Below are 26861 nucleotides of genomic sequence, written 5' to 3'. Positions count from 1 at the left end.
CTTCCACACGCCGGTGGAATACCGAACGGCAGAAGGCTAGGTGCTTTATCTTGTCTCATATTTCTAGGTCAGTGCATTATCGGGCAGGTGTTTTCCACTATTCTTCGCTTGTCATGAGAAACATGGCGATAAAACGTCCCAGTTCCAGCACGGCTACCAGAGCAGCTGCAACGTACGTTAATGCTGCGGCGTCAAGCACTTTTTTCGTTTCCCGCTCTTCGTTGTTGCTGATAATACCGGTTGCCACTATTTGGTTCATTGCCCGGCTGCTCGCGTTAAATTCCACCGGAAGAGTGACAACCTGGAACAGTACGGCGGCCGAAAAGAATATGATACCTGCCAGAAACATGCCGGTCGATTGAAGAAAAATACCTCCAAGGATTAAAAAGAACGACAGGTTTGAGCCAGTCGAAGCAACCGGCGCAAGCGAGGAACGGAAGCGCAAGAACGCGTAGTTTTCTGCGTCCTGGATAGCGTGCCCCACCTCGTGGGAAGCAATGGCCTGAGCCGCTACTGTCGAATTGTAGTAGTTCTCCTCCGACAAGCGGACGACTTTTTTCGAAGGATCATAATGATCCGTTAATTTTCCTTTAGTTGGCTCTACGCGTACGTTATAGATGCCGTTTTCCTCCAGGATTTTTTTTGCGACAGAGGCGCCTGTCATCCCGGACGAATTGCTTACGTTCGAATATTTTTTGTATGCTTTTTTCACTTTGGACTGCGCCCAAAGCGGAATGAGGATCAGCGCTGCTAAATATAACAGAAGCATTCCCATTTTTTCTCATCCCTCCATTTATATATACTTACATTATATGCAGACGGGGGTATAAAGTCAAAGATTACGCACTATTCCTCCATGAGCCGAAGCTCTGGCCGGCCGGGGCTGAGCCTCCACCAGAGCAGCAGTCCGACCGAAAGAATGCTGAGCCAGAACGTGCCGTAGCCGATTAGGGAAATATACGGCTCAAGTGGTGTGGAAACCCACGGATACATTCCAAAAACATAATCAATCACGTCATTATGTAGCGTCCATACGGCCACTGCCCCGATATGCCAGAGCTTCACCCGGTAATATGGAAGATACAGCAGCGCCTGCAGTGCCATGCCCGCATGAGAGGCAATAAGCATGTAGTGCTGCCAGCTGAGCGCCTCTCCGGCAATGCCGGAAAACACATTCATTCCTACCGCCCAAAGCCCGTATTTCACAAGTGTTATAAAAGCGAATGCTTCCGCCAGTCCGCTTCTCCTGCCAATAATGTACAGACCGAGAACGACCGTAAAAACCAGGCTCGCCTTCGGGCTGTCCGGGACGAAAGGCAGAAACACAGCCGGAGTCTGCTGCAGCTGCCCTCCGTACCAGACGTAGCCGTAAATAGTGCCGAGCGCGTTAATAATAAAAAGCGGGATTAACACATAGGGCGTCCCAAACCATCCAAGTAGCTGTTTCACTGTATCATCCGCCTCATTGTATATGTAGGAAAAGACACCAGGTTCGTGTCTTTATTCGCTCATACGAAGGTCTTCAAGCAGAAGCTGCAGCTCTGTGTTGTCCGGCTGCATAACTGAAGCCTGTTCCAGATGCTTCAACGCGTTTTCACGGTAGCCAAGCTCGAGCAGCAGACGTCCGTATTCTTCGAGAAATACTTCGTTTTCCTGGTATACGCTGTAAACCTCTTCATACTTTTCCTTTGCCTCGACGGGCTCGTCCTGAAGGTTTTTGGCACGGGCATAGTACCACTGAAAACGCACGTCCGGCTCGCCCATTTCGTACAAATGATCAATCAGATCAATCATTGCCTCTGGTTCTTCCTGCTCCATCCACATGCTGAGGAGCGCATTCGCCGCTTCCAGATGTCCCGGATTTAAAGCCAAAGCCTCTTTCAGGTGTTTCTCTCCTTCTCCTTCATTGCCAAGTGCCATGTAAAGCTTTCCGGCTTCCGCATACAGATTCTCATTGTGTTCATCTTCCTTTATGCCAGCCTGTGCTGCTTCAAGGGCCTTTTCATGATCTTCGAGCCCTTCGTAGCTTCGCACCAGGTACGGATATAACGCCACAAAGTCTTTATCCATATTCCGGAGTTCTTCAAATTTCTCCGCGGCCAGCTGATAATCACTCACCTGTAGAGCCGTATACCCATAGCCGAACAGCGCATGAAGCTCGGTGTGTTCTTTCAGTCCGGCTTCGTAGTAATTCAGCGCATCCTCAAATGAACCGGTTACGCTGTATGCTTCAGCGAGACGTAGGTTCAGACTGCCGTCCGGAAATTTAAACCCGGCGCCCTCGGCCTGCTTCAAGTAAGGAATACTTTTGGCATAATCCCCACGCGATAAATAATAATCGCCGACAGCGGCAAGCAGTACCGGCTCTTCAGGGCTCTGCTTTAAGGCGTCCAGAAGTTTCTGTTCCGCTACTTCATCAAGCCCCTGCATCTGATACAGATCGGCCAGCAGAAGCTGAGCCCGTAAATATTCTTCGTCTGATTCTTTCACTTCGAGCAGCCACTCAATTGCCTCATCTTCATCGTCGAGGTCAATGGCATTCTCGGCCGCCGTAGTGAGCAGAGCCCCCTCGTCCGGGTAGTTCCCGAGCAGCTCTTCAATAAGTGGCTGAGCCTTATCCGAGCGGCCCAGCTCCTGGTACACTTCCACAATATCGTATTTTTCCTGATCGTTCGCAGATTTGGTATATTTCTCGAGCTCTTCCAGGCCTTTTTCCGTATCACCATTTTTTATCGTTTCGAGGATCGTTTCTAAATTCACGCCGTCAACAACCTTTCTCCCAGATAAATCTCGTTTAGCACTGTGTAATTATAGCAAACATTGCCTGCTGTGACGAACAGAAAACCTTTAATCCCGCCTCCTTGATAACGCTTGCAAAAACAAAAAAAAACACCCGATGTCTACTCATCAGGTGTGCCGCCATTCCGGCTAGTTTTAAGATAAAGAGTATGGATAGGAGTGGAGAGAAACCATACGCTAATATTAGTATAACGTAATTGTAAGCGTTGTCAATGATTCTCTCCTATTTTTTCATTCTTTTTTGCGTTACCCAATATAAGATTCATAATCATGCTTTTCAAGCTGCTGCATTCCAGCCCGCCGGTCGTTTTCAGTACGGAACGTCAGCTGCAGCACTCCCATGATGTCCTCTCTCGTTTCAAGAATTCGTATATTAATAATACTGATACCGCTTCGTCCAAGAATCCCGGTTACATCTGAAATCACCCCGGGGTGGTCCGGCACGTCGACAAACAGGTCATAAATAGCCGGTATGGCTCCCTGTTTTTTAGCCGGCAGGCCATCCCGGTACGACTTGGCATGCTCAAAAAATTGATATATTTGTTGCTTGTCCTGCAGGACAAGCATTTGTTCAATGGCACTCATCTGCTGTTTCCAGTCTTCCATCAGCTGCCGCATGACGTCATTGTTTTTCAGCAGAATATCCGTCCACATTTCGGGACTGGCTGAAGCGATTCTTGTAATATCCCGAAACCCGCCGGCGGCGAGCTTCGTTACCCAGGCTTGTTCGTCCTCCATCCCCTTCACCTGATGTACGAGTGCCGATGCTACAATATGCGGAAAATGACTGATTACTCCTGTCAGCATATCGTGCTGCTCGTAGGACAACTCAATAAACTTTGCCTGCGTGCCCTGAAGCCACTCTTTAATCTCTCCAACCTTTTCGGAAGAGCCCGGGCCGTTTGGCACCAGTACGTAGTAGGCATTTTCGAACAGGCGGACACGGGCGGCATGAACGCCGCTTTTATGTGAGCCGGCCATCGGGTGGCCTCCGATAAAATGTACTTGCTTTCCCGATAAAACTTCTGCCTGTTCACAGATTGATGTCTTTGTACTGCCGACGTCGGTGACGATGGCTCCGGATTTCAGAGACATGCCAGCCAGCTGTACCAGCAAGTTCTCGGTCGTTGCCACCGGGGTGGCAAGCACAATCAGATCTGCTTCCTTTACGGCTTCCTGCAGGCCCGGGGCAGCTTCGTCAATAACATTCAAAGAGACCGCAAGCTTGGTCTGCGCTTCGTCCACGTCTGTTCCTGTAATATACACGCCAGGGTGCTCCTGTTTGATGGCAAGGGCAATCGATCCTCCGATCAGTCCCAGCCCGATAACTGCTGCTTTTTTCTGCATCTGTTTCCCTCCAGGCCTCTCTTTGTTCCATACATAAAAACACCCGGCCCACGCGGAGCCGGGTTCCAGGCACTGCCCGCTAAAGCTTGGCCTGCTGGTGTTCAAGCACTTCACTCAATGTCTTTCGGAAGGCTTCGTTCTGCTCTTCAGTTCCTATCGTTACACGGATCGATTCCGGATAGCCAAGAGCTTCTCCTGAGCGGATGATAATCCCCTTTTTCAGCATCTCATTAAAAACGATGCTGCCTGCCACTCCGGTATGAATCAACAGAAAATTAGTCTGCGAAGGGACATAGTCCAGCCCCTGCCCTTCACAAAACGCCGTCATTTTTTCGAGTTCTTTTTTGTTTTGCTCCCGGCAATTTTCAATAAAGCTGCGGTCCTTCAACGCAGCTGTTGCTGCCCTTTGGGCAACAGCTGTTACGTTAAACGGCGGCCGCACCGGGTCCAGAGATTGAATCAGCTCTTCATGGCCGATTCCGTACCCGACCCGAAGCGATGCCAGGCCGTATGCTTTTGAGAATGTACGTAAAAGCAGGAGGTTCGGGTATTCCTTCAGCAGCTTCAGCGTGTCCGGATAATCCTTTGCAGTAACGTATTCGATATACGCCTCGTCCGACACCACCAGGACATTTTCCGGCACCCGGTCAAGAAAGTCTACAAACGCTTCCTCATTGATGTAAGCTCCCGAAGGGTTATTCGGGTTACACACCCAGATGATGCGTGTGTTCTCATCGATTGCTTCAAGCATTGCTTCGAGCTGATGCTCTCCGTGCACCGCCGGAATTTCCCGGATTTCTGCTCCTTCAATAACCGCGTTATGTTTATACTGCGAAAATGAAGGAACTGCCATGACTGTATTTGTATCCGGTCCAAGCATTGCCCGGCAAAGCATCAAAATCACTTCATCAGAGCCGGCGCCAAACAGCAGCTGTTTTTCCCCGACATTCAGCTCTTCAGCGACGGCCTGACGCAGTTCGGCCGCATAGCCATCCGGGTAAATTTCCGGATCGGCTGCAGCTGCTTGAATCGCCTGTTTGGCCTCCTGCGGAGCACCATATGGATTTTCATTGGAAGCCATTTTATGAACAGTGGCCAGGCCAAGCTCCCGTTTTACTTCTTCAATCGGTTTTCCCGGCTGGTAAGGCGTCATGCCTTTAATCTGTTTTTTAATATACAACATTGTCACCTCGTCTTTGTATGCTGATTACTATCTTACGACGAAATTAACGTGGAGACAAAGGTTTTAATTTCGTTCAGTGCCTGGTTTCGATCTGCTTTATTACTCGAAGTCAAGGCTTCCTGCTGCTCTTCAACAATTTTCATAATCGCACTGCCAACAACAATACCGTCGCTCACACTATCAAGCAGCTCCACCTGCCGGCGGTTGGATATACCAAAACCGACGGCGACCGGCACCGTACTTGTTTCTTTTACTTTGCGGATAAATGCATAGGCTTCATCCGGGAAGGCATCTCTGGTGCCGGTTACGCCGAGACTTGAGACGCAGTACAGAAAACCCCGGGCCTGGGAGGCAATTTTTTCAATACGGTGGGCAGACGTTGGTGCCACGAGTGAAATGACCGACAATCCTTTCTCTTTAGCAAAGGTACTAATCAAACTGCTTTCTTCCATGGGAAGGTCCGGAATCAGCACCCCGTTTGCTCCCGCAGATGCCGCTTCTTTGACAAACGTTTCTTCTCCCATGCGGAGTACCGGATTGACGTAGGAAAACACGACGACCGGAATGGTCAGCCCGTGTTCTCTCATCGTCCGGATTAGGCGCAGAGCCCCTTTCAGGCTCATGCCTCCTTTGAGCGCACGCTGGGCTGAGCGCTGAAGCAGCGGCCCATCAGCCAGCGGATCAGAATACGGAATGCCAAGCTCTAAAATATGAGCCCCCGCCTCCTGAAGCGAAAGAGCAATCGAAATGGTCGCCTCCTCATCCGGATCCCCTGCCATAATAAATGGCACGAACAAAGGGTACGATGCCCGAGTTGCTGCTTCTTCCACCGTCAGCACATTTGTTGCTTTATTCATCACTGCTCTCTCCTTCCATGCGGCGGCGGATCGTTTCGACATCTTTGTCCCCGCGGCCCGAGAGGCAGATAACGATTCGTTCATTTCTGTCCATCTGTTTGGCTTTTTCAAACGCCAGGTAGAGCGCGTGGGAGGATTCAATTGCCGGTAGAATACCTTCTTTTTTCGTTAACAGCGAAAGTGCTTCCAGCGATTCTTCGTCTGTCACACCCGTGTATTCTACGCGTCCGCTTTCGGCCAGATGGGCGTGCTCCGGCCCAATGCCCGGGTAGTCCAGCCCCGCGGAAATAGAATACGGCTCAATAATCTGCCCGTTTTCGTCCTGGATTAAATACGTCAGCGATCCGTGAATCACCCCGCGGGTGCCTTTTGAAATCGTTGCTGCGTGCTGGGCGGTATGAACGCCCATGCCGGCTGCCTCTGCCCCGTAAAGCTTTACATTGTCTTCGAGAAACGGATAAAACATGCCGATCGCATTGCTTCCGCCCCCCACGCATGCTGCAATCGCATCTGGAAGAGCCCCGCAACACGTCTGCATCTGCTGTTTTGTTTCGTCTCCAATAATCCGCTGGTAGTTCCGGACAATCATTGGATAAGGGTGCGGCCCGACAACGGATCCAATTAAATAAAACGTATCTTCAACGTTCGTCACCCAGTAGCGGATCGCTTCGTTGGTAGCATCCTTTAAAGTTTTGTTTCCGGACGAGGCAGGCAGCACTTCCGCTCCGAGCAGCTCCATGCGGAAAACATTCAATGCCTGCCGTTCCATATCCTCTTCACCCATAAACACTTTGCACTCCAGCCCGAACTTCGCACAAACCGTAGCTGTTGCTACTCCGTGCTGGCCCGCTCCGGTTTCTGCAACAATTTTTGATTTCCCCATCCGTCTGGCCAAAAGCACCTGGCCGATGGCATTATTTAACTTATGGGCGCCGGTATGGAGCAGGTCCTCCCGTTTTAAATAAATCTGCGCTCCGCCCAGGTGCTCCGTCAAATGCCCAGCAAACGTCAGCGGGGTTTCACGGCCGGCATATTCACGCAGAATATCCTGATATTCTTCATGAAAGGACGCATCCCCCCAGGCAGCGTTAAATGCTTCTTCAAGCTCCTCCAGTGCATACATGAGCGTTTCCGGCACGTATTTTCCGCCATAATCCCCGTACCGTCCACGTTCATCGGGATATATCTGCTGCATAGCTATTCAACCTCTTCTCTAATTGTTCTAATAAGCCGGCATCTTTTATTCCGTCTTTTTCCAGGCCACTGGAAATATCAATACCTGCCGGATGATACGCGAGCAGGTCTTCAACATTTTCCGGGCGAACGCCTCCTGCGATAAATAGCGGAAGCCGGTGGGCTTTTCCAGCTTTTATATAACCGGGTACGTGCTCCCAGGCGAAGGATTCGCCTGACCCTCCAAACCGGCCATTGACTTTGGCGTCGATGATGAAGCCATCAACATAATCCGCATAGGCATCAATCTGTTGATGCGTATATTCTCCGTGCGGAAGGGCTTTCCACACATCCTTCCCAGTACGGTGGCGAATAACAGCTGCTTCCTCCGGTGGTTCTTCGCCGTGGAGCTGGATTACGTCCGCCTGAATTTCTTCAACGACAGCAATCACTTTCCGGACCGGGGCATTCACAAACAGGGCAGCTATTTTTTTACTGCACAGCGGGTGAGCCTGCAGCCATTTTCGCACGTTGGCAGGCTCTACGTTTCTTTTCCCCGGGGCGAAAACAAACCCTGCAAACGACGCGGAGGAAGAAGCCGCAAGCCGTACATCGTTTTCGGAATGCAGGCCGCACATTTTAAACATCGGTGTCTGTGGAAGCATGAATATTCACTCCCCGTAATTTTAGTAGCGCCTCCCGCACATCCGGCTGCCTCATCAGTGATTCACCGACAAGAGCCGCCTCTGCTCCGAGCAGCTGCACATAATCAAGATCTTCCTTTGTACGGATGCCGCTTTCGCTGACGAGCACACTGTCTTCCGGTATAAATGAAGCTGCTTTCCCTGTCTGCCCGAGCTCTGTATGGAACGTGTGAAGGTCACGATTATTAATACCGATAATTTCCGGGGTAAACTGATGAAGCAGTTCATGAAGCATTTCCGGGGAATGAGCTTCTACAAGTACTTCCATACCCAGCTTGTAAGCCTGTTGATACAATTCATGGAGTTTCTCCGGGGCAAGTGCTTCTGCAATCAGTAAAATGGCGTCTGCCCCCATTGCTGCACTTTCCTCCACCTGTCTGGAATCGATAATAAAATCCTTGCGCAGCACAGGCAGCGAGGAAAGGGTTTTAACCGCTGTCAAATAACTGCCGCTTCCCTGAAAATACGTTTCATCGGTCAATACTGACAGGGCGGCAGCCCCTCCCTGTTCGTAGTCTAAAGCGATCGTTTCCGGATCAAAATCGTTTCGTATCAGTCCTTTGGATGGAGAAGCTTTTTTTACTTCCGCGATAATTTGTACATTCAGCGGATCCTGCTGCAATGCGTTTTTCAACGAACGAAACGGCACGTCCGGCCGCTCGCCGATCACAATACGGGAGAGCTCTTCCTGTTTGGTTTGCAGTATTTTTTCAAGCATACGTTGATTTAACCTCATTTCCCCGCAGACGCTGCAGCTGTTGCTCGGCCTGGCCGCCGCCGATGGTCTCTTCTGCAAGCTGTACGCCATCTGCAATTGTTTCTGCCCGGCCGACAGCGTAAAATGCAGCGCCCATGTTTAAAAGTAAAATATCTTTTGCTGCCCCGGTTTTTGAGCCATTAAAAATATTTTCAATTAGAGATGCGCTTTCCTCTGCCGTTTCCACCTGTACCTCCTCGATAGGAGCCCTTGTAAGGCCTGCTTCCTCAGGTGTAATTTCATATTTCGTAATTTCACCATCACGAAGCTCCGTGATATACGTACTGTCTGAAATCGTCATTTCATCGAGGCCGTCTCTGCCAGTAACAAATAGCGCACGGCTCGCACCCAGGTTTCTTAGCACGTAAGCCATTTTTTCCCCGTATTCCCGGTCGAACACACCGACTACCTGGATATCGGCATTTGCCGGATTCGTTAACGGTCCGAGCACATTAAAAATCGTACGAAAGCCCAGTTCTTTTCTGGGAGTGACCGCATGCTTCATGGCTACATGGTACAGAGGGGCAAACAGAAAGGCCAGGCCTTTTTCCTGCAGAGCTTTCACTGCTTCCTCCGGCCCTGACTGTACGGGCACTTGCATCGTTTCAAGCACATCGGCGCTGCCGCTTTTGGATGAAACCGAGCGGTTGCCGTGCTTGGCCACCTTGATCCCTGCTCCACTCAACGCGATCGCAGAAGCAGTGGAAATGTTGTACGTGGAACTTACGTCGCCGCCGGTGCCGCACGTATCGAGAAGAGAAGGTTCTTCATGCTCTAATGAAAGGGCATGCCGGCGCATACTGCGGACAAAACCAGTTAACTCTTCCACCGTTTCGCCCCGAAACCTCATGATGGTAATAAGGCCGGCAATCTGGCTTGGTGTAGCCTCACCCTGCATAATAAAGTCCATAGCCTGTTCTGCTTCCTGTTCTTTTAGTGTATGCCCCTCAATGCATTTATTCAACAGTGCTTTGAGCATGAATATTCTCTCCCTTCTCATCGGCAAACATTGCTTCAGCTGCAGCCACAGCACGGAGAAGAGCTGCCGCTTTGTTTTGTGTTTCTTCATATTCTGACTCCGGGTCCGAATCAGCAACGATGCCGGCCCCCGCCTGCACCTTCGCCACCTGATTTTCCACAAGCATCGTACGGATTGCAATACAGGAGTCAATGTTTCCGTCAAAACCCATATAGCACACGGCTCCGGCGTACATTCCTCGCCTTGTGGGCTCGAGTTCTTTCAAAATTTCCATCGCCCGGATTTTCGGTGCACCCGAAACAGTTCCGGCCGGAAAAGCAGACTGAAGGGCAGCTACCGGAGAGACAAATGGAGAAAGGCGCCCTGTCACCTTGGAAATGATGTGCATCACGTGCGAAAAACGGACCGTTTCAAGCAATACCGGTGTTTCCACCGTCCCGTAGGAGGCAATCCTGCCCACATCGTTTCGTGCCAAATCAACGAGCATAAAGTGTTCAGCCCGCTCTTTTTCATCGGCAAGGAGCTCTTGTTCAAACGTTTTATCCTCCTCATTCGTTTTGCCCCGCTTCCGGGTGCCAGCAATTGGATGAATTTCCACATGACCGTCCAGCACCTGGACAAGCCGCTCCGGAGAGCTTCCCACAACTTCTGTTTCCCCAAGGCGCAGGTAAAACAAATACGGTGACGGGTTAATCATCCGCAGTACCCGGTAAAGGTCAAAGCCGCTTACGGTCGTCGGAATCTCGAATCGCTGGGACAGCACCGTTTGAAATACGTCTCCGGCTACAATATACTCTTTGATTTTCTCCACCGCATTCATAAAGCTTTCCTTCGAATAATTAGATTGGACCCGGCTGAAGTCCACTGCTGTATTTTTTTCAAGCGGAGGATACATTGCAGAGCCTGAATTTCCATTCTGAAGGCTTTTTTGAAGCTTCCCGACCGTATTTTTTGCTTCTTCAAACCGGCCGTCAGGCGCTGTCTCTGTATGTTCATCGTAATAAATGATCGTCAGCTCTTTGTTTGTCTGGTCGAGTGCCATAATCGTCTGGCAGTACACGAAATGAATGCGCGATTCCGGAGACGTCTCTGGAGCAAGCTTTGGTTCAAACAGTTCTACTGCATCGTACGACAGCGCTCCAACAGCTCCTCCTTTAAAGGGAAGATCCACCTCCGGGAGCGCAGGGTCAATATAATCTGTTGCCTGCTGCATGCACGATTCCAGATCAGCTGCTGTAAGTACAAGGGTCCCGTCTATCTTCTCGAGACGAAACTCCCCTCCCTGTTCTACAATCCGGTAGGAGGGATGAAGCCCGACAAATGAGTACCTGGACCACGGGGATGCTTCGTCTTTACTTTCAAGCAGATACACCGCATCCTCCTGAAAGTGACGGAACACATCAATCGGGGTGAGAGTATCGGAAAAGTAATGCTCCATATAGGGAATCGTCCGGTGGGATGCACATGCATCAGTAAATACTTGCTTCGTTGTTTTGGTCACGGTTTTTCCTCCTTTAGTGGAAAAGCATGCCAGAACACAAGAAAAACCTCTCTGCAGGCAGAGAGGCATAATAGAAGAGAACCCTGCATATGCTACGCAGGATTGTTTTGTTAAATGTATCGTTAGGTATCTTCTATTCTCTGCTATTCTGTCTCTGCTCTTCTAACTCTCTAGGCTGCCTCCGGCGGCAGCGCTCGTCTATACCTTAACTGTCGATTCTCTAAACTTATCCTTATCCTACTAGGAATCGTTCTGCTTTGTCAAACCCAGATCCGGACGAAGCGCTACTGCCTCGTTTAAAAAGACATGCTGCACATCTTTTGCAGGCACTTTCACGTCCGCAGTCATCATCACGCGGATGCACTTCTCCAGACTGCCGGGCACTGGTATCTCCTGGGCACACATTACGGGCACAAATTCCCAGCCCGGGATTTCCCTTGCCGCTTTTGCTGGAAAAGCAGCGTTGAGGTCGGAAGTGACCGTAAACCAAATATGTGACACCTGATCTGCAGTAATATGATTTTCCGCAATCATCTCCCGGAGCACCCGTTCGGTTTCCTCCCAGATCTCTTCTGCACGATTTTCTTTTACCGTTGTTGCTCCCCTTACACCTCGTATCACTATGGTCACCTGCCTATTTGTAGTAGCGATCTAGCAGCTGCCTGATCGTATCTTCTTCCACTTTTGCTTTCCGTGGCTTCCCTGGTTCCTCAAGCAGCACGTAATGGATATTCCCGTGGGAAGTCTTTTTATCTCTTTTCATTGATTCCACCAGCGTGGCCGCTGAAAGCTCACCGGGGGCGTCCATTGGATAGCCGAGCGATTCGAGCCATTTTTTTTCTTTGCCCAGGTCCCAGTGGCCCACGCCCTCATCGTTACTTAAGGCGAGCGCAAACCAAAGGCCGGCCGCCACACCTTCCCCATGAGTAATCCGGCCGTACCCCAACTCTTTTTCCAAGGCATGGCCCAGGGTGTGCCCCAGGTTTAAAAACGCCCGCACTCCCTGCTCGCGTTCGTCTTCTTCGACAATACGGGCTTTGACTTCAATTGACCGTCTGATCCATGAAGCGACTTCAGGTGACTTCATATCTTCCACACTCTGGACGCGGGCTTTTAAATCCTGTAAAAAGCTCTCTCCGTCAAGATAGGCATGCTTGATCATTTCTGCGAATCCAGAGCGCCACTCGGCGTCTGGCAGGGTATGAAGCGTCTGTATATCGTATATTACGGCAAGTGGCGGGTGAAAAGCGCCAGCGAGATTTTTGCCGGCATTCAGGTTAATACCGGTCTTCCCCCCCACACTGCTGTCCTGAGCAAGAAGAGTGGTCGGCAGTTGAATATAGTCCACACCCCGCATGTACCCAGCCGCTGCAAACCCGGTCAAGTCTCCTGCCACTCCGCCACCGAGTGCTACAAAGACTGATTTTCTGTCCATCTCCTTTTCCGCTGCGAACTCCCAAAGCCGGGCAAGCTCCATTACCGATTTGGATCCTTCTCCTGAAGGCATCACATAGGTGCTTACGGGAAGCAGCCGGGCGAGCTGGCTTTCTGTTTCTCTCCGGTACAGAGCTTCTACCGCCTCGTCCACGACGAGCAGAAAGCGGCTTTTGCCGGCCGCCGTTTCCTGTAAAACGTCTCCAAGCTGATAGCGGAGCCCTTCCCCGATTATTACCGGATAGCTTCTTTTCTCCGCTTGTATCTGTACGGTTTCCATCGCTTAAAATTCCTTCGCTTCCTGTACGTACTCTTCAAAATTCCGGCGGATGCGGTCAACATTATCTGTGCCGAACATATCCAAAAAGGATACAGCCACTTCGAATGCTACAACGTTTTCCATCACAACTGAGGCAGCAGGCACCGCACAGCTGTCCGAACGCTCAATGCTCGCTTTAAACGGCTCTTTAGAATCAATGTCTACGCTTTGCAGCGGCTTGTAGAGAGTTGGAATCGGCTTCATCACGCCCTGAATGACTACTGGCATACCGTTTGTCATACCGCCCTCAAAACCACCAAGGTTATTGGTGCTGCGATAGTAGCCGTGCTCTTTGTCCCAGACAATTTCATCATGAACCTGGCTCCCCGGCCGGTTCGCTGCTTCAAAGCCAATACCGACTTCCGCCCCTTTAAAAGCGTTAATGCTTGCAACGGCCCCAACGATTTTACCGTCAAGCTTATGATCGTACTGCACATGGCTTCCCAGCCCCACCGGCAGGCCTTCCACCACAGTCTGTACAACGCCGCCAATGGAATCGCCATCCGCTTTCGCCTTGTCGATCGCTTCCATCATTTGCTTCTCTGCTTCCGGATCCAGGCAGCGAACCGGGGAAGCTTCTGTTTTTTCCTGCAGTTCCCGGATGGAGGAATAAGACGTCTGCGCTGAATGAATACCGCCAATCGTAAGTACCTGTCCGCCAACCTCTATTCCAAAGGTCTTAAGAATTTTTTTCGCGAGTGCCCCCGCCATTACCCGGGCGGTCGTTTCTCTTGCCGAAGACCGCTCGAGGACATTTCTCATGTCGCGGTGGCCGTATTTAATAGCCCCGTTCAAATCCGCATGACCAGGACGCGGGCGGGTAATTTTCCTTTTCACTTTTTCCGCTTCCTCTTCAGATAAAGGCTCCGTGCCCATAATTTTTTCCCAGTGTTTAAAATCGTCGTTTTCTACGACCATTGTGATCGGTGCTCCGGTCGTTTTTCCGTGCCGGACCCCGCTTAAAAACTTCACTTTATCTTTTTCAATCTGCATCCTGCGGCCGCGGCCGTAACCGCCCTGGCGCCTAGCCAGCTCCTGGTTGATGTCCTCTTCAAGAAGCTCCATCTGTGCCGGAACTCCCTCAACGATCGTTGTCTGTTGTGGTCCGTGTGATTCCCCTGCGGTTAAAAATCTCATGTGTGCCTTCTCTCCCCTTTACTCCATGCGTATCTCTTTAGTGCTTTTATGCAGTAAATGATAACATACTCCTCTATTTAGCGAAACTGCCTTCTGCCATCTTCCTGAAAAGCTTATATTTTACGGTAAAAAAAAGTCCCGGCCGGCTCAAATTTATACTTTTCCGGATGAAACATCTGCTCCGTGCTTCCGACAAACAACACCCCGCCCGGCCGCAATGTTTGATAAAACTGGTGATAAATATACTCCTTTGCTTCTTCAGTAAAATAAATCATCACATTTCTGCAAATGATAACATCTACATCCCTTACTGGTTTGTCTGCAAGAAGATTCTGCTTTTTAAAACGAATATCTTTGGCCGCAGCTTTTGTATCAAATTGGTAGGCAGGCGGACCTGCCTGGAAATATTTTTGCAGATATGCCGGCGGCACATTTTCCACAGCCCGGCTTGAATAGATGCCCAACTGCGCCTGCTCAAGAATCCGGCGGTCAATGTCAGTGGCAGTAATAGAAAAAGGTACTCCCGAAAATTGTTCTTTCATCATCATCCAAAGAGAATATGGTTCTTCCCCCGTGGAACAGGCTGCAGACCAAATGTGCGGGTTGCTTTGCTTTTTAACTATTTCTGGAAGAATCGACGTCTGCAGCACCTCCCACCGGGAGGGATTACGAAAAAATTCGGAAACATTAATGGTCATCCGGTCCAGCATTTCTTCTAAAAGTACTTTGTCATTTTGAATCCCCCGGTTATATAAATCTGTAAACGAGTAAAACCCTTTTTTCTGCAGAAAGGAAAACAGGCGCCGCTTCATCTGCGCCTCTTTGTATAAATGCAGATCCAGACCGGTGAGGCCTTTCATTTTTTGCACAAACACACCATAATCATCGTTTATTTGATCTTCCACTACTGTGTTCTGCCTGCCTGTCATAGTATCCCCACTTTACTGAGTATCAATATTATAGCACGGCGTTCTTTTTTCATCAGAGCCCGTGCGAAAACCTTTTTAATTATATCGACTGGCGGCATAAAAATATTCAATTGAAATAATACAGGAGGCGTTTTGATAGATTATAAAAAAACGAGCCCCCTGATGGGGACACGTTTTAAGTTAGTACCTTTTCGCTCGTTTTTCTGCTTTGGCATCTGCAACAACAAAGCAGGCATGAATGGACGCCGGCACCCAGAAAATCAGGAGCAGCAGAAAATTAATAAACGCCTGAAATGGCCGGCCAACGATTAATACAGCCACCGGCGGCAAAAGTATTGCCAGTAAATACATCATTAGTTATCACCCTTATCTTGGATTGTCTATAAGGGTGTATTCCCAAAAGCATGTCAGCTTAATCTTATTTTACAGCCAGGCATCAATGGCACGCTCGTACTCGAGCACTTCTTCTGCTTTGAAGAACAAACCAATTTCCCGGTCCGCACTTTCGAGAGAATCCGAACCATGGACTACGTTTTTTTCTTTTATATGGCCATAATCGCCGCGGATTGTTCCTGCCAGTGCTTCTTTTGGATCTGTTTTCCCGATCAGTGCCCGGGAAATATGTATGGCGTCCTGGCCTTCAAGCACTACGGCAAATACTGGCCCTGATGTAATAAAACTGACCAAATCATCAAAAAAAGGCTTTTCCTTATGTTCTTCGTAATGCGTTTGAGCTAATTCAGTTGAAATACGCATGAATTTACCGGCAGCCATTTTCAATCCTTTTTCTTCAAAGCGTTGAACAATTCTGCCGACTAAGCCGCGCTGGACCCCGTCCGGCTTTACCATCACAAACGTTCGTTCACTGGTCATAATACTTCCCCCATCCATAACTATTTACCAGAAATAGTATAGCAAAAGTTGAAAGCGTTAGCAATTACAGGCTGGACGGGAAATTAATATTTTCTGCCGCCAATATATGCAGCTATATCCTTTAAAGAGTCCTTTGCCTCTATTTCCGGCAAAGTAGCAATGGCTTCATATGCTTTCTCAAGATACCGTTCGCTCATCGCTTTCGCGTATTCTATTCCCCCGGAATTGTTAATTTTTGAAAGAATTCGGGAGACCTGCTCTTCGTCTACCCTCTCTTCCAGAATGGCCGCACTAATTTCTTCCTGTAGATGGGGATTGTGATACATGGCAAACAGCGCAGGGAGCGTTACATTTCCCTGCCTCAGGTCACCGCCGGCCGGCTTTCCGAGCTCTTTTTCACTGCCGGTGAAGTCAAGAATGTCATCGATAATCTGGTAGGACATGCCAAGGTGATAACCGTAGCGGTAAAGCTGGCGCTGTGTTTGCTTCGACGCTCCGGCACTAGCAGCTCCAAGTTCACATCCGGCAGCAATCAATACCGCTGTTTTTCTCCGGATTCTTCGCAGATAAGTACGCAGCGGCTGATCCCAGTTATACTGATCGCGAATCTGTTCGATCTCTCCTACGCATATTTCGATCAGCGTTTTCGAGATAATCCGGTTAATAACTGGGTCCCGGTAATAAGCAGCCCGTTCGACCGCACTACCAAAGATGTAATCGCCAGTATACATTGCTACTTTATTGTCCCACGCGGCTTTCACTGTAGGTTCACCCCGACGCAGTTCGGCATCATCTATCACGTCATCATGAACAAGAGAAGCCATGTGTATCAGTTCGAGCGAGGCAGCAGCGTGCTTGATGTGCCCGATATCATAATTTCCAAATTTCGCGCTTAACAACACTAAAACCGGCCGGATGCGCTTGCCCCCAGCTTTCAATAAATGATTCGACGCTTCTGTTAAGACGGCATGCTTCGAATCCACCGCTTCCTCGAGCGTCTTTTCAATCACTTTTATATCCGGTTTCAAGTCTCTGTACAGATCCATCAGCTTCATCTTATTCACCTTCAAAATAAATAATGCACCTCGTCTCCCGGCTGCAAAATATCTAAACTTTCAACTGCTTCATTTAAATACCCATACTTATAAGCGAGATGGTAATAATAAAGCAGGCCTTCCTGTTCTTTGGTCCCAAGCGTGAAATGAAGGCCCCGGAAGTACTCCTGCCAGTAAGCACTGCTCCCTCCAAGCTGCTGGCTGTACTCAGCGGCCATGCCGGTAAAATTATCTCGTTCAGCTTTCTGGCGGCTCTGTAAAAAATTCTGGTAAAGCACTGTCCACGTACTCTCATTCTGCTGAAACGAATCATTTTGGACAGCAAATACGGCATAAACCATTGGAAGCCCGGTATGAGCATACCACAATTCGCCGAGGTCGTACTGGAACCAATCACTCTCTTCCCATGAAGCTTTAATGGCGTCGTCGCCAATTAAAAGGTAAGCGTCGTTCTGTTCTTTCATTTTCACTGGGTCCGGGGTCTGTGTCTGGTAATCTGCCTCTGTCACCTGGTAGAATTCCTGCAGAATGATTTTCAGCAGATGAACGCTGGTGGCGCTTGTCGAGGTCAAAGCAATCCGTCTTCCCGAAAGCTCGTCAACCGGGTACCTGGAGTAGAACAGAATGGACCTTACCTTCCCCACAGAAGCTACACAAACAGAAGGCAGAAGCGAAAGAGCACGTATGCTCGAGCCAAAAGCAAACGAAGAAACGGCGCTTCCGCTCAGTTTCTGTTCTTCGAGCTTCCGGTTCAGCGATGCCGGAACGTCCTGTTCGAATTGGACTCCTTCCTGAAGCAGCTTTTGCCGGTCAAGATAATAAAAAAACGGTTTTGCATTCGTATAAGCGATTTCTCCCATTGTTATGGACATAACCATCTCTCCAAATCGTATACATCTTCAAATACGCTAAGCAAGCTTTTACATTAAAATATCCCCGAGGGTAAATACCAATATCACGATACTAATGATTCCATTCATAGGAAAAAAAGCTACACCAACCTTTGACAGATCGTAAGGCTTCACCAGGGAATGTTCGTAAATCATGACCGCTGCGGCGGCGGCTAGACCGAGAAGGTAGAACCAACTGAGCGGGGAAAGCAGATACAAAATCAAAAGTGAAATAAGGCTGACAAGATGAAAACCCCGGGAGATATAAAGTGCTTTCGTAATCCCGAAGCGGGCCGGAATAGACTTTAGGCCGACGCGCTTATCGTATTCCGCATCCTGCGTAGCATAAATAATATCAAATCCACCAATCCACATCGCTACTGCCGCAAACAGCAAAAAAGCCTCCGGCTGCAGTGTGCCTGTTGCTCCGACCCATCCTCCGAGCGGAGCGATTCCGATTGTTACCCCTAAAAACACGTGGCAGAGCCAAGTAAAACGTTTTGTGTAGGAATACAGAGTCATAAAAAAGACAGGGATTGGCAGCAGATAAACGGCCAGCATGTTTAACTGGAAGGCAGCGATAAATAAAATAAAAAAAGAACCAAGCACAAACAAAATGGCTTGACCTCTTGAAACGTCTCCAGCAGGGATGGCACGTGTTTCCGTTCTAGGATTGCGGGCATCTATTTCTGCATCGATCAGGCGATTCAATGTCATTGCAGCGCTTCGTGCGCCAAACATTGCAAGTGTAATCCAGATCCAGTCAGCAATGGACGGCCAGGCTCCGTTGATCATGAGGCCGCCGAGCGCCGCTCCCAAAAATGCAAATGGGAGGGCAAATACGGTATGTTCAAATTTAATCATTTCTAAAATAGTTTTAAGTTTACTCATTGGTTCAACTTCCTTATTATTATCATCTTATCATTTTTTCCGTGCAATATGGGCACAGACCGTTCGGGCAGAAAAAGGAGACATCTGTACCTGGCTGAATCCTGCTTCCATGAACATTACCCCGAGCGTTTCTTTTGATGGGAATGCCATGGTCGACTCCTGCAGCCAGCGGTATTCCTCGTACCGATTAATTAATACCTTACCTACTATCGGCATAACCGATTGAAAGTAAAACGAATAGAATTTTTCTACTACATTGTTTTCCGGCCAGGATGTTTCCAGGCATACTGCGGTTCCGCCAGGCTTTAACACCCGCTGCATTTCCTTCAGCACCCGCAGATAGTCCGATACATTACGCAGACCAAAGCCTATTGTAACGTAATCAAACGAGTTATCCTCAAATGGCAGGTTGTTCACATTTCCGTGTATCAAATCAATGTTTGCAAGCTGTTCCCGTTGAATTTTTTCCCGTCCGACTTCGAGCATCTTTTCGCTGAAATCGATCCCGGTGACACCGCCGCCTGGCCCTGCTGCTTTACCCAGCTGAATAGTCCAGTCTGCTGTCCCGCAGCATAAATCAAGCGCGGTTGTTCCGCGTCGGACGTTCATCTGCTTCATCGTTTTTTTCCGCCAGAGCTTATGCAGCCGGAAGCTGATCACGCTGTTCATGTGATCGTAGCTGCCTGAGATGGACTGAAATACTTGATATACTTTTTTTTCTTTTTGGGTAGCCATTATTGAAACCCCTCTTTACTCAATACCTACAGCTATCCATTCATCCATCAACGACTGCAGCGCAGTTGAAAGTTGATCGTCTTGTTTAACATGCTGATGAAAAAAGCTGTGTTCTTGATCGATTAATTGTTTTAGTATTTGCTGGGCGTTCTGTGATTGACATTCCCAGTGCTGCACCTGAACGGCACAGGCAGAAAATTCTTCACTGCGGTCAAACCACTCCCGTTCATGCATAAGCCTTTTCAAGGCGAATATAGATGAAGAAGCTACTGCCAGATGCTCTCGTCCGTAAAAACGAGTGACTGCTTCCACAATTCCTGCTTCGCCCGTTCTCAATGTTTGGAGCATATCGGCAAAATCCCGGCATTCCCCAAAATGCAGCTTCATTTTTGCCTCGTTCATGCTTCGGATTGCTGATGTAAAGATCAGAAGGATCTCCTGATGGAAGACAGTGCTTAGCAAGCGGTAGTAGAGACTGCTCATTAAATCGCCATTTAGAATCGTCAGCTGCCTTATCTTTTTGTCGTCTCCGTCATTATGGAGCTGAATTTGTTCATGAGCTTTAAACGCTGACTGTACGAGCAGCACAGCAGCGATTTGTTCCACTGCCTGCTCCTGGGAAACTTTGGTTTCCCTTAGCGCTTCCAGCAGCAGATAGATCGTTTCTTCGTGCGCTTCCGGCAGCCCGATTTTCTGCTCAATATACGAATGCTGGGTCAGGCGCTGAAACTCTTTTTTTATTTCCTCTGCACATTGTGTCCAGTAGTCGTTCATGCCGCTCCCCCCAACCCCTTAAATGCTGTTGATTTCATTTCTCGCATTCTCTGCTCTCCAATTATAGCACAGCCTCTTTATTTCCAAGAGAGAATGCTTTAATCTTCCTTGCTTCCTGCCTTCATTTCCCCGTAGCTCGTCTGTATAATCGCATTGCCGCGTACCTTAATCGCAGACGTATGCTCGGTAAACTGGGCGATGAGTACTTCTCCACCGTCCAATTTTTCCAGATGATGAAAACGGGTATCCTTGCCGCGGGTCAAACCCATGACATTGACACCATCTTCTTCTGCACGGATAACGATAAAATCATCTCCGTTCTGCATTTAAGACCCTCCCTGATTTCGGTTTGCGTTCATGGTAAAGCGCCCGCTCTCTGCAGGCGCCTGATAATTATCTGCTATTTTCAATGCTTGATAAGAGACAGAACTTCACTTCTTGCTGCCTGATCTTTTTCAAATGTTCCTCTCACCGCAGATGTCACCGTCATCGATCCCGGCTTTTTCACGCCGCGCATCGTCATGCACATATGTTCTGCTTCAAGCACCACCATCACACCGTGCGGTTCGAGCGTGGATACAATTTCGTTGGCGATCGTATAGGTGATGCGCTCCTGAAGCTGTGGACGCTTGGCGATCGTTTCTACGGTCCGTGCCAGCTTACTGAGACCTGTTACCATTCCGCCTTTAGGGATATAAGCTACGTGTGCTTTTCCAAAAAAAGGAACTAAATGATGTTCACACATCGAAAAAAATGGAATATCCTTTACCAGAACCAGTTCCTCATGGTCTTCCCCAAATACAGTTTTCAAATGCTCATCGGCTGATTCGTGCAGCCCGGCAAAAACTTCCTGATACAACCTCGCTACTCTGTCCGGAGTATCAAGCAGTCCTTCACGACCGGCATCTTCGCCTACTCCTTCGAGAATCAGCTTGACACCTTCTTTTATTTTTTCGTGATCGAAATTAGCCACCGTAAGTCCTCCAATCAACTTCTGCTGCCTTCAACTGCTGCTATTTGTCTTGAAAAATTTTAGCATAAGCCCTTTTAGAAAGCAAAAAAGGTGCCTTTGGATCTGAATGGCGCATTAATTATTATCAAGCAGCATGATGGAGTGCTCTTTTTCATTCTTCTTCCCACGCTCCATCAGGGATTTCGCCATGTTTTCCGGCGGCACGTGTTCAAACAGTACCTTGTACAGCCCTTCGGTAATCGGCATCTCTACTCCGAGTTCCCGGGACCAGTGGTACACAGCTTCAGTGGTGCGCACGCCTTCGACAACCATACCCATTTGTTCAAGCACATCTTCAAGGCTTTTACCCGACCCGATTTGATTCCCCGCACGCCAGTTCCGGCTATGTTCACTTGTACAAGTAACGATCAAATCCCCAAGGCCGGAAAGGCCGGTAAAGGTTAACGGCGAAGCCCCCAAATGAGTACCGAGGCGGGTGATTTCCGCCAGTCCTCTCGTCATTAAAGCAGCTTTTGCATTATCGCCGTACCCGAGACCTGAAGTAAGCCCAATGCCCAGAGCAATAATATTTTTCAACGCCCCGCCAAGCTCAACGCCAAGAAAATCATCATTTGTGTATACTCGAAAAGCCTGGTTCATAAACAATTCCTGTACAAGGGTCTGAACTTGTTCAGAGGTGCCGGATACCGCGACAGTGGTCGGCTGCTGCTCTGCTACTTCTTCCGCATGGCTGGGGCCTGAAAGTACTGCCATTCCTCGAAAAGAAAGATCCGCCCACTCTTCTTTCAGAATCTGTGACACTCTTAAAAACGATTCCGGTTCAATGCCTTTAGCTGCGTGGACGACAATGGTGTCCTCGTGAAGGTAGGGCATTAACTTGCGGGCGATTTTTCTGACTGCGCCGCTCGGGACCGCCAGCACAATATAAGAGGCCTTTTCGGCCGCTTCCTTCATGTCAGTGGTAGCCACGATGTTGTCGGGCAGTACGATGCCTTTTAAATAACCTTCGTTTTTGTGTGCCGTGTTGATTTCTTCAGCCAGTGCTTCCCTGCGGCACCAAAGACGTACTGTGTGCTGGTTTTGGCCTAAGACGGAAGCCAGGGCCGTCCCCCAGCTCCCAGCCCCAATAACAGCTGCCTGTTTCTTCATGTTTTTAACTCCTTTTATCCTTCCCTGCTTTTTTTATACAATGAACTTTCATTGCCGCGCAGCAGGCGGACGATATTTGTGCGGTGCTTCCATATCGACAGAAGGCCGAGGAAAACGGTTAGATACAAATAGGTCTCTGGATGGTCGTTGGTCGACTGGGTATAAAAGACGGCAACCGGAGTCAAAACAGCAAACAACAGTGACCCAAGCGACACGTAGCCAGTTATTGCAATGGCCGCAATGGCTATAATACCGACATAGATAGCCGGGAAAAAAACAAGTACACTGATGACCCCAATGGCCGTTGCTACTCCCTTACCGCCCCGGAACCCAAAATAAACCGGCCAGTTATGGCCAAGTACAGCAGCCAGTCCCCCAAGAGCGGGTGCCAGGCCATCCACCTGGCTTAATGACAAAAAGCCCGGCAGCAAAGTCGAAGCTGTCCATTGTAAAAAGAAGCCTAGCCAGACGGCCGCCATTCCCTTCAGCACATCCAAAAGAAGTACCACTACCGCCCATTTCGTTCCTAGTACCCGCCGGGTATTAGTAGCGCCGGCATTGCCGCTTCCTACAGAACGGACGTCCACCTTCTTTATCCGCTGAACAAATAGATAACTAAAACTAATTGAGCCAATTAGATAACCAATCACAACTGCAAGAACTACTCCCATTGCACTCTCCCCTTACCAAACATTTCCGGCTGCTATTCGTTTTTCTTTCTGGCTACAATCCGAAGCGGGGTGCCTTCAAACGAGAAAGCTTCGCGGCATTTGTTTTCCAAATATCTGCGATATGAAAAATGCAGAAGCTCCGGGTCGTTTACAAACAATACGATAACCGGAGGCCCGGAGGCCACTTGTGTTGCAAAATTAATACGCAGGCGTTTATTACTGTGGGTAGGTGTCGGATTCATAATCACTGCGTCCATGATCACTTCATTCAGAACGTTGGTAGGCACCCGCACGTGATGGTTTTCAGCCACCTGACGCACTACCGGCAGAAGGTTCTGCATTCTCCGCTTGGTTTTGGCAGAAAGGAAAACGATCGGTGCATAGTCCAGAAACTGGAATTCTTCCCGTATTTCTTCGGTAAACCGGTGCATTGTTTTGTCGTCTTTTTCTATTACATCCCATTTATTGACTACAATAACAATCGCCCGGCCAGAGTCATGCGCATAGCCAGCTACTTTTTTGTCCTGCTCCCGGATACCTGCTTCGCCGTCAAGCACCACTACGGCGACATCGGCCCGTTCCATGGCCCGCATCGCCCGGAGGACACTGTATTTTTCTGCTTTTTCATACACTTTTCCCCGCCGGCGCATACCCGCTGTATCAATAATGCTGTATTTTTGATCGTCTTTTTCAAACTCTGTATCCACCGCATCTCTCGTCGTACCAGGGATATCGCTCACAATTACCCGTTCTTCGCCCAGCACTGCATTCACGAGAGAGGATTTACCAACATTTGGCTGGCCAATGACAGCCATATGAATCGTGTCATCGTCCTTTTCTTCTTCTTCCTCCACAGGAAAACGTTCGAGTACTTCATCAAGCAGATCTCCGAGGCCGAGGCCATGGGAGCCTGAAATCGGAAATACTTCTCCAAGACCAAGCGAATAGAATTCGTACATCTGCTCCCGCATTTCATAATTGTCTATTTTATTCACAGCCGTGATGACTGGTTTCTTAGACCGAAGCAGAATATCTGCCACTTCTTCATCAGAAGCCGTAATACCATCCCGGCCATTCACGATAAAAATAATGACGTCTGCTTCATCAATGGCAAGCTTTGCCTGTTCCCGGATTTGCGTGAGCAGTGGTTCATCGTTTAGTTCAATGCCTCCGGTGTCAATTACGTGAAAGAAGCGGTGAAGCCATTCGCCCTCTCCGTAAAGTCTATCTCTTGTAATCCCAGGCTCGTCTTCGACGATAGCCATTCGTTCTCCGATAATGCGGTTAAATATTGTTGATTTGCCGACATTTGGCCTGCCGACAATGGCAACTGTAGGTTTTACCATCATTTTGATTCCTTTCTGTCTCTAAATCTATCTTCATTATCATAACACGAAACAGAACCGTTCCTCGCCCCCAAATTTGCATCAAGCCTTAAAACAAGGAAAGAACCAGGCACGTTTGTTGCGCCTGGTTGCTTTTCTGCCTTTATATTGAACGCCGGCTGTAGACAGTCGTGTCAATTCCGCGTTCTTTCAGCCAGTAGGCTGTCTCTCCGCGCAGGACTACCGGAGCTCTTTTCAGCTCCTCAATATTTTGTGCTCCCACCGCCGTCATCACTATTTTCAGTTCTTCCTGGGTCTGGCGAAGAAAAGCAGCGGCTCCATCCGCTCCGTGATTTTTAGCTTCCCGCAGAACCGCCCCTGCCATACCGCTTGCACTGCCTCCAAGGGCGATAATTTTTGCGATGTCCAGACCGTGCCGCACTCCGCCTGAGCCGATCACGCTTCCGGGGTGCCAAGCATGCACTGTTTCAGCAATGGCAGCTGCTGTCGGTATGCCCCATTGATCGAAAAAAGCAAATGGCTGGTTTCTCCTTTTATTTTCAATCATGGAAAAGTTAGTGCCTCCACTGCCTCCCGCATCAATGATGACCACTCCGGAACTACGCAGTTTGGCTGCTGTTTCAAAGGAGATACCAAATCCTACTTCTTTTACAATAACCGGTACAGAAAGACCTTCAGCAATACGCTTAATCCGCTCCAGGGCTCCCTGAAAATCCCTGTCTCCTTCCGGCATAACAAGTTCCTGAATAACGTTTAAATGAATCTGAAGGGCATCCGCCTGAATCATTTCTACTGCCTGCGCAGCCTGCTCCACGCTAACTTCACTTCCTGTATTGGCAAAAATAACGCCATCAGGGTTTTTTTCGCGGACGATTTTGTATGTATAGGATTCCTGTTCGTTTTTGATCGCCGATGTTTGAGACCCGACTGCCATAGCAACGCCGGTTGCTGCTGCAGCTTCTGCCAGTGACGCATTAACAGCGGCTGTTTCATCGCCGCCGCCACCTGTCATTGCATTAATAAGAATCGGCGAACTTAAGGAAAGTCCGCCGATTTCTACTGATGCATCTGTATAAAGAGAAGCTGAGTCAGGCAGACTCTGATGGACAAATTGAATGTCATCTAAACTGCTTTCGGCTGAAAAACCTGTGGATAAAGCATATTCAATGTGATCCTGTTTCCGCCTAGCCCGCGACACAAGCAAATCTCCTTACTTTTTATATTTTTTCAACTGATCGCCGACCATATCTCCGAGGGAGAAGCCAGCATGATCTTCTTCCGGTGCTTCGTATTCGCTTTGAACTTTCGAATCACTGGTCTCGGCGCTCTCAAGCTCTCTGATGCTTAACGAAATACGGTGCTCGGCAGGGTTAATATCAAGCACTTTAGCCGTTACTGCCTGACCTTCTTCAAGCACCTCTCCCGGCGTTCCGATGTGACGGTTCGCGATTTGGGAAATGTGGACAAGGCCTTCTACTCCGGGAGCCACTTCAACGAATGCGCCGAAGCTGACAAGCCGTTTTACATGACCGTCGATAACATCGCCGGCTTCAATTTGTCCTTCAATAGTTGTCCACGGTCCAGGGAGGGTATCTTTAATCGACAGAGATACTCTTTCGCTGTCCGGATCAACAGCCAAGATTTTTACTTCAATCTCATCGCCTTCGTTAACGACTTCTCCTGGTGATTCCACACGGTGATGGGCCATCTGCGAAATGTGGACAAGACCGTCGACACCGCCGACATCCACAAATGCACCAAAGTTAGTCAGGCGCTGCACTGTTCCTTTCACCGTATCTCCTACATTCAAGTTTTCAAGTACTTCTTTCTTCTTCACTTCGGCCTCCTCGTCCAGAACGGCACGCTGCGATAAAATCAGCTTGTTTTCTTCCGGATCTATTTCTGCAATTTTTAGTCTTAATGTTTTTCCCTGATAATCTGAAAAGTCTTCCACATAGTATCTTTCCACGAGCGAAGCCGGGATAAAGCCACGCACGCCTAAATCGACGACAAGCCCGCCTTTGACAATTTCAGCCACCTGGGCTTCAATGACATCGCCGGATTCATATTTTTCCTGAAGCTCGCCCCAGGATTTATCAGCAAGTGCTGCCCGGCGGGAGAGAACCAGCTCATCATCTTCCATTTTTGTCACTTTGAATTCGAGCTGATCTCCTTCCTTAAGCACATCGTCTACTTTCTCTACATGCAGGCTGGAAAGTTCACTGATCGGAATAACCGCATCAACTTTGTATCCTGCATCTGCATACGCTTGCTTTTCTTCTACTTTTGTTACTGTGGCAGTGATAATATCTCCCACGTTAAACTCTTTCATTCCTTCTAGTTCATTGTTCATTTCATCTGCCATTGACCATTGCCTCCTTCAGT

At 48.9% G+C, this 26861-nt stretch carries 29 protein-coding genes; all 29 read right to left on the bottom strand.

Annotated features, from left to right (window positions below):
• Positions 1 to 97 precede the first annotated feature (97 nt).
• Positions 98 to 775: a zinc metallopeptidase gene (locus ACTTK6_RS11405; protein ID WP_079476576.1), complete on the bottom strand. Its 678-nt coding sequence runs from the start codon at positions 773 to 775 to the stop codon at positions 98 to 100.
• A gap of 71 nt (positions 776 to 846) precedes the next feature.
• Positions 847 to 1449, bottom strand: coding sequence for a DUF1405 domain-containing protein (locus tag ACTTK6_RS11400; RefSeq protein WP_462833483.1), 603 nt, complete (start codon positions 1447 to 1449; stop codon positions 847 to 849).
• Positions 1450 to 1500: 51 nt separating this feature from the next.
• Entirely contained in the window at positions 1501 to 2760 is a 1260-nt protein-coding gene (locus ACTTK6_RS11395; protein ID WP_079476578.1) for a tetratricopeptide repeat protein, read from the bottom strand.
• A gap of 285 nt (positions 2761 to 3045) precedes the next feature.
• The gene (locus ACTTK6_RS11390) at positions 3046 to 4146 is read right to left on the bottom strand and encodes a prephenate dehydrogenase (protein WP_079476579.1); all 1101 of its coding nucleotides are present in this window, start codon (positions 4144 to 4146) and stop codon (positions 3046 to 3048) included.
• Between the two features lie 79 nt (positions 4147 to 4225).
• On the bottom strand, positions 4226 to 5326 hold the full coding sequence (gene hisC / locus ACTTK6_RS11385) for a histidinol-phosphate transaminase (RefSeq protein WP_079477043.1): 1101 nt from the start codon (positions 5324 to 5326) through the stop codon (positions 4226 to 4228).
• Positions 5327 to 5361: 35 nt separating this feature from the next.
• On the bottom strand, positions 5362 to 6186 hold the full coding sequence (trpA, locus tag ACTTK6_RS11380; protein WP_462833482.1) for a tryptophan synthase subunit alpha: 825 nt from the start codon (positions 6184 to 6186) through the stop codon (positions 5362 to 5364).
• Complete coding sequence (trpB, locus tag ACTTK6_RS11375) at positions 6179 to 7381, bottom strand: tryptophan synthase subunit beta (protein ID WP_079476581.1); 1203 nt, start codon at positions 7379 to 7381, stop codon at positions 6179 to 6181. Before trpB ends, trpA begins: the two co-directional genes overlap by 8 nt.
• Entirely contained in the window at positions 7359 to 8024 is a 666-nt protein-coding gene (locus tag ACTTK6_RS11370) for a phosphoribosylanthranilate isomerase (RefSeq protein ID WP_079476582.1), read from the bottom strand. Before ACTTK6_RS11370 ends, trpB begins: the two co-directional genes overlap by 23 nt.
• Positions 7999 to 8781: an indole-3-glycerol phosphate synthase TrpC gene (trpC, locus tag ACTTK6_RS11365; protein WP_462833481.1), complete on the bottom strand. Its 783-nt coding sequence runs from the start codon at positions 8779 to 8781 to the stop codon at positions 7999 to 8001. The genes ACTTK6_RS11370 and trpC overlap by 26 nt, the downstream gene beginning before the upstream one ends.
• A complete protein-coding gene (gene trpD, locus ACTTK6_RS11360; RefSeq protein WP_079476584.1) occupies positions 8774 to 9799 on the bottom strand; it encodes an anthranilate phosphoribosyltransferase in 1026 nt (341 codons plus the stop codon). The genes trpC and trpD overlap by 8 nt, the downstream gene beginning before the upstream one ends.
• The gene (trpE, locus tag ACTTK6_RS11355; RefSeq protein WP_342351584.1) at positions 9777 to 11300 is read right to left on the bottom strand and encodes an anthranilate synthase component I; all 1524 of its coding nucleotides are present in this window, start codon (positions 11298 to 11300) and stop codon (positions 9777 to 9779) included. Before trpE ends, trpD begins: the two co-directional genes overlap by 23 nt.
• A gap of 240 nt (positions 11301 to 11540) precedes the next feature.
• Entirely contained in the window at positions 11541 to 11921 is a 381-nt protein-coding gene (gene aroH / locus ACTTK6_RS11350) for a chorismate mutase (RefSeq protein ID WP_079476586.1), read from the bottom strand.
• Between the two features lie 13 nt (positions 11922 to 11934).
• Complete coding sequence (aroB, locus tag ACTTK6_RS11345) at positions 11935 to 13014, bottom strand: 3-dehydroquinate synthase (RefSeq protein ID WP_079476587.1); 1080 nt, start codon at positions 13012 to 13014, stop codon at positions 11935 to 11937.
• Positions 13015 to 13017: 3 nt separating this feature from the next.
• The gene (gene aroC / locus ACTTK6_RS11340; RefSeq protein WP_079476588.1) at positions 13018 to 14190 is read right to left on the bottom strand and encodes a chorismate synthase; all 1173 of its coding nucleotides are present in this window, start codon (positions 14188 to 14190) and stop codon (positions 13018 to 13020) included.
• Positions 14191 to 14303: 113 nt separating this feature from the next.
• Positions 14304 to 15119, bottom strand: a complete 816-nt coding sequence (locus tag ACTTK6_RS11335) for a CheR family methyltransferase (RefSeq protein WP_179124126.1) — start codon at positions 15117 to 15119, stop codon at positions 14304 to 14306.
• A gap of 180 nt (positions 15120 to 15299) precedes the next feature.
• A complete protein-coding gene (locus tag ACTTK6_RS11330; protein ID WP_079476589.1) occupies positions 15300 to 15473 on the bottom strand; it encodes a YqaE/Pmp3 family membrane protein in 174 nt (57 codons plus the stop codon).
• 69 nt (positions 15474 to 15542) lie between these two features.
• Entirely contained in the window at positions 15543 to 15992 is a 450-nt protein-coding gene (ndk, locus tag ACTTK6_RS11325) for a nucleoside-diphosphate kinase (RefSeq protein WP_079476590.1), read from the bottom strand.
• 83 nt (positions 15993 to 16075) lie between these two features.
• Positions 16076 to 17047: a heptaprenyl diphosphate synthase component II gene (gene hepT, locus ACTTK6_RS11320; RefSeq protein ID WP_094908098.1), complete on the bottom strand. Its 972-nt coding sequence runs from the start codon at positions 17045 to 17047 to the stop codon at positions 16076 to 16078.
• 11 nt (positions 17048 to 17058) lie between these two features.
• Complete coding sequence (locus ACTTK6_RS11315; RefSeq protein WP_158219085.1) at positions 17059 to 17919, bottom strand: menaquinone biosynthesis protein; 861 nt, start codon at positions 17917 to 17919, stop codon at positions 17059 to 17061.
• A gap of 48 nt (positions 17920 to 17967) precedes the next feature.
• Positions 17968 to 18828, bottom strand: coding sequence for a UbiA-like polyprenyltransferase (locus tag ACTTK6_RS11310; RefSeq protein ID WP_079476593.1), 861 nt, complete (start codon positions 18826 to 18828; stop codon positions 17968 to 17970).
• 30 nt (positions 18829 to 18858) lie between these two features.
• Positions 18859 to 19563, bottom strand: a complete 705-nt coding sequence (locus tag ACTTK6_RS11305) for a demethylmenaquinone methyltransferase (protein WP_462833479.1) — start codon at positions 19561 to 19563, stop codon at positions 18859 to 18861.
• 15 nt (positions 19564 to 19578) lie between these two features.
• A complete protein-coding gene (locus ACTTK6_RS11300; protein ID WP_079476595.1) occupies positions 19579 to 20337 on the bottom strand; it encodes a heptaprenyl diphosphate synthase component 1 in 759 nt (252 codons plus the stop codon).
• Between the two features lie 98 nt (positions 20338 to 20435).
• A complete protein-coding gene (mtrB, locus tag ACTTK6_RS11295; protein WP_079476596.1) occupies positions 20436 to 20663 on the bottom strand; it encodes a trp RNA-binding attenuation protein MtrB in 228 nt (75 codons plus the stop codon).
• Between the two features lie 80 nt (positions 20664 to 20743).
• Positions 20744 to 21310, bottom strand: a complete 567-nt coding sequence (gene folE, locus ACTTK6_RS11290) for a GTP cyclohydrolase I FolE (RefSeq protein WP_079476597.1) — start codon at positions 21308 to 21310, stop codon at positions 20744 to 20746.
• A gap of 114 nt (positions 21311 to 21424) precedes the next feature.
• Positions 21425 to 22459: an NAD(P)H-dependent glycerol-3-phosphate dehydrogenase gene (locus ACTTK6_RS11285; protein WP_079476598.1), complete on the bottom strand. Its 1035-nt coding sequence runs from the start codon at positions 22457 to 22459 to the stop codon at positions 21425 to 21427.
• 14 nt (positions 22460 to 22473) lie between these two features.
• Positions 22474 to 23130, bottom strand: a complete 657-nt coding sequence (gene plsY, locus ACTTK6_RS11280) for a glycerol-3-phosphate 1-O-acyltransferase PlsY (protein WP_079476599.1) — start codon at positions 23128 to 23130, stop codon at positions 22474 to 22476.
• A gap of 32 nt (positions 23131 to 23162) precedes the next feature.
• On the bottom strand, positions 23163 to 24476 hold the full coding sequence (gene der / locus ACTTK6_RS11275) for a ribosome biogenesis GTPase Der (protein ID WP_079476600.1): 1314 nt from the start codon (positions 24474 to 24476) through the stop codon (positions 23163 to 23165).
• A 142-nt stretch (positions 24477 to 24618) separates the two neighbouring features.
• The gene (fni, locus tag ACTTK6_RS11270; protein WP_079476601.1) at positions 24619 to 25674 is read right to left on the bottom strand and encodes a type 2 isopentenyl-diphosphate Delta-isomerase; all 1056 of its coding nucleotides are present in this window, start codon (positions 25672 to 25674) and stop codon (positions 24619 to 24621) included.
• 12 nt (positions 25675 to 25686) lie between these two features.
• Positions 25687 to 26841 (bottom strand): 30S ribosomal protein S1, encoded by a 1155-nt coding sequence (rpsA, locus tag ACTTK6_RS11265; RefSeq protein ID WP_079476602.1) that lies wholly within the window; start codon positions 26839 to 26841, stop codon positions 25687 to 25689.
• Positions 26842 to 26861: the final 20 nt, after the last annotated feature.

Source organism: Marinococcus salis, from assembly GCF_054971365.1.
Note: the sequence above shows the minus strand (reverse complement) of the source record. Positions and strands in the feature narration are given on the sequence as shown.

What these genes read in the sequence shown, in the direction of transcription:
- hepT (WP_094908098.1), bottom strand. Translation starts at nt 17,047, where the DNA reads ATGAAGCTGATGGATCTGTACAGAGACTTGAAACCGGATATAAAAGTG.
- trpD (WP_079476584.1), bottom strand. Translation starts at nt 9,799, where the DNA reads ATGCTCAAAGCACTGTTGAATAAATGCATTGAGGGGCATACACTAAAA.
- ACTTK6_RS11330 (WP_079476589.1), bottom strand. Translation starts at nt 15,473, where the DNA reads ATGATGTATTTACTGGCAATACTTTTGCCGCCGGTGGCTGTATTAATC.
- mtrB (WP_079476596.1), bottom strand. Translation starts at nt 20,663, where the DNA reads ATGCAGAACGGAGATGATTTTATCGTTATCCGTGCAGAAGAAGATGGT.
- plsY (WP_079476599.1), bottom strand. Translation starts at nt 23,130, where the DNA reads ATGGGAGTAGTTCTTGCAGTTGTGATTGGTTATCTAATTGGCTCAATT.
- ACTTK6_RS11310 (WP_079476593.1), bottom strand. Translation starts at nt 18,828, where the DNA reads ATGAGTAAACTTAAAACTATTTTAGAAATGATTAAATTTGAACATACC.
- ACTTK6_RS11285 (WP_079476598.1), bottom strand. Translation starts at nt 22,459, where the DNA reads ATGAAGAAACAGGCAGCTGTTATTGGGGCTGGGAGCTGGGGGACGGCC.
- trpB (WP_079476581.1), bottom strand. Translation starts at nt 7,381, where the DNA reads ATGCAGCAGATATATCCCGATGAACGTGGACGGTACGGGGATTATGGC.
- ACTTK6_RS11405 (WP_079476576.1), bottom strand. Translation starts at nt 775, where the DNA reads ATGGGAATGCTTCTGTTATATTTAGCAGCGCTGATCCTCATTCCGCTT.
- ACTTK6_RS11335 (WP_179124126.1), bottom strand. Translation starts at nt 15,119, where the DNA reads ATGACAGGCAGGCAGAACACAGTAGTGGAAGATCAAATAAACGATGAT.
- ndk (WP_079476590.1), bottom strand. Translation starts at nt 15,992, where the DNA reads ATGACCAGTGAACGAACGTTTGTGATGGTAAAGCCGGACGGGGTCCAG.
- aroB (WP_079476587.1), bottom strand. Translation starts at nt 13,014, where the DNA reads ATGGAAACCGTACAGATACAAGCGGAGAAAAGAAGCTATCCGGTAATA.
- aroC (WP_079476588.1), bottom strand. Translation starts at nt 14,190, where the DNA reads ATGAGATTTTTAACCGCAGGGGAATCACACGGACCACAACAGACAACG.
- ACTTK6_RS11305 (WP_462833479.1), bottom strand. Translation starts at nt 19,563, where the DNA reads ATGGCTACCCAAAAAGAAAAAAAAGTATATCAAGTATTTCAGTCCATC.
- der (WP_079476600.1), bottom strand. Translation starts at nt 24,476, where the DNA reads ATGGTAAAACCTACAGTTGCCATTGTCGGCAGGCCAAATGTCGGCAAA.
- ACTTK6_RS11370 (WP_079476582.1), bottom strand. Translation starts at nt 8,024, where the DNA reads ATGCTTCCACAGACACCGATGTTTAAAATGTGCGGCCTGCATTCCGAA.
- rpsA (WP_079476602.1), bottom strand. Translation starts at nt 26,841, where the DNA reads ATGGCAGATGAAATGAACAATGAACTAGAAGGAATGAAAGAGTTTAAC.
- ACTTK6_RS11300 (WP_079476595.1), bottom strand. Translation starts at nt 20,337, where the DNA reads ATGAACGACTACTGGACACAATGTGCAGAGGAAATAAAAAAAGAGTTT.
- ACTTK6_RS11390 (WP_079476579.1), bottom strand. Translation starts at nt 4,146, where the DNA reads ATGCAGAAAAAAGCAGCAGTTATCGGGCTGGGACTGATCGGAGGATCG.
- trpA (WP_462833482.1), bottom strand. Translation starts at nt 6,186, where the DNA reads ATGAATAAAGCAACAAATGTGCTGACGGTGGAAGAAGCAGCAACTCGG.
- trpC (WP_462833481.1), bottom strand. Translation starts at nt 8,781, where the DNA reads ATGCTTGAAAAAATACTGCAAACCAAACAGGAAGAGCTCTCCCGTATT.
- ACTTK6_RS11315 (WP_158219085.1), bottom strand. Translation starts at nt 17,919, where the DNA reads ATGTCCATAACAATGGGAGAAATCGCTTATACGAATGCAAAACCGTTT.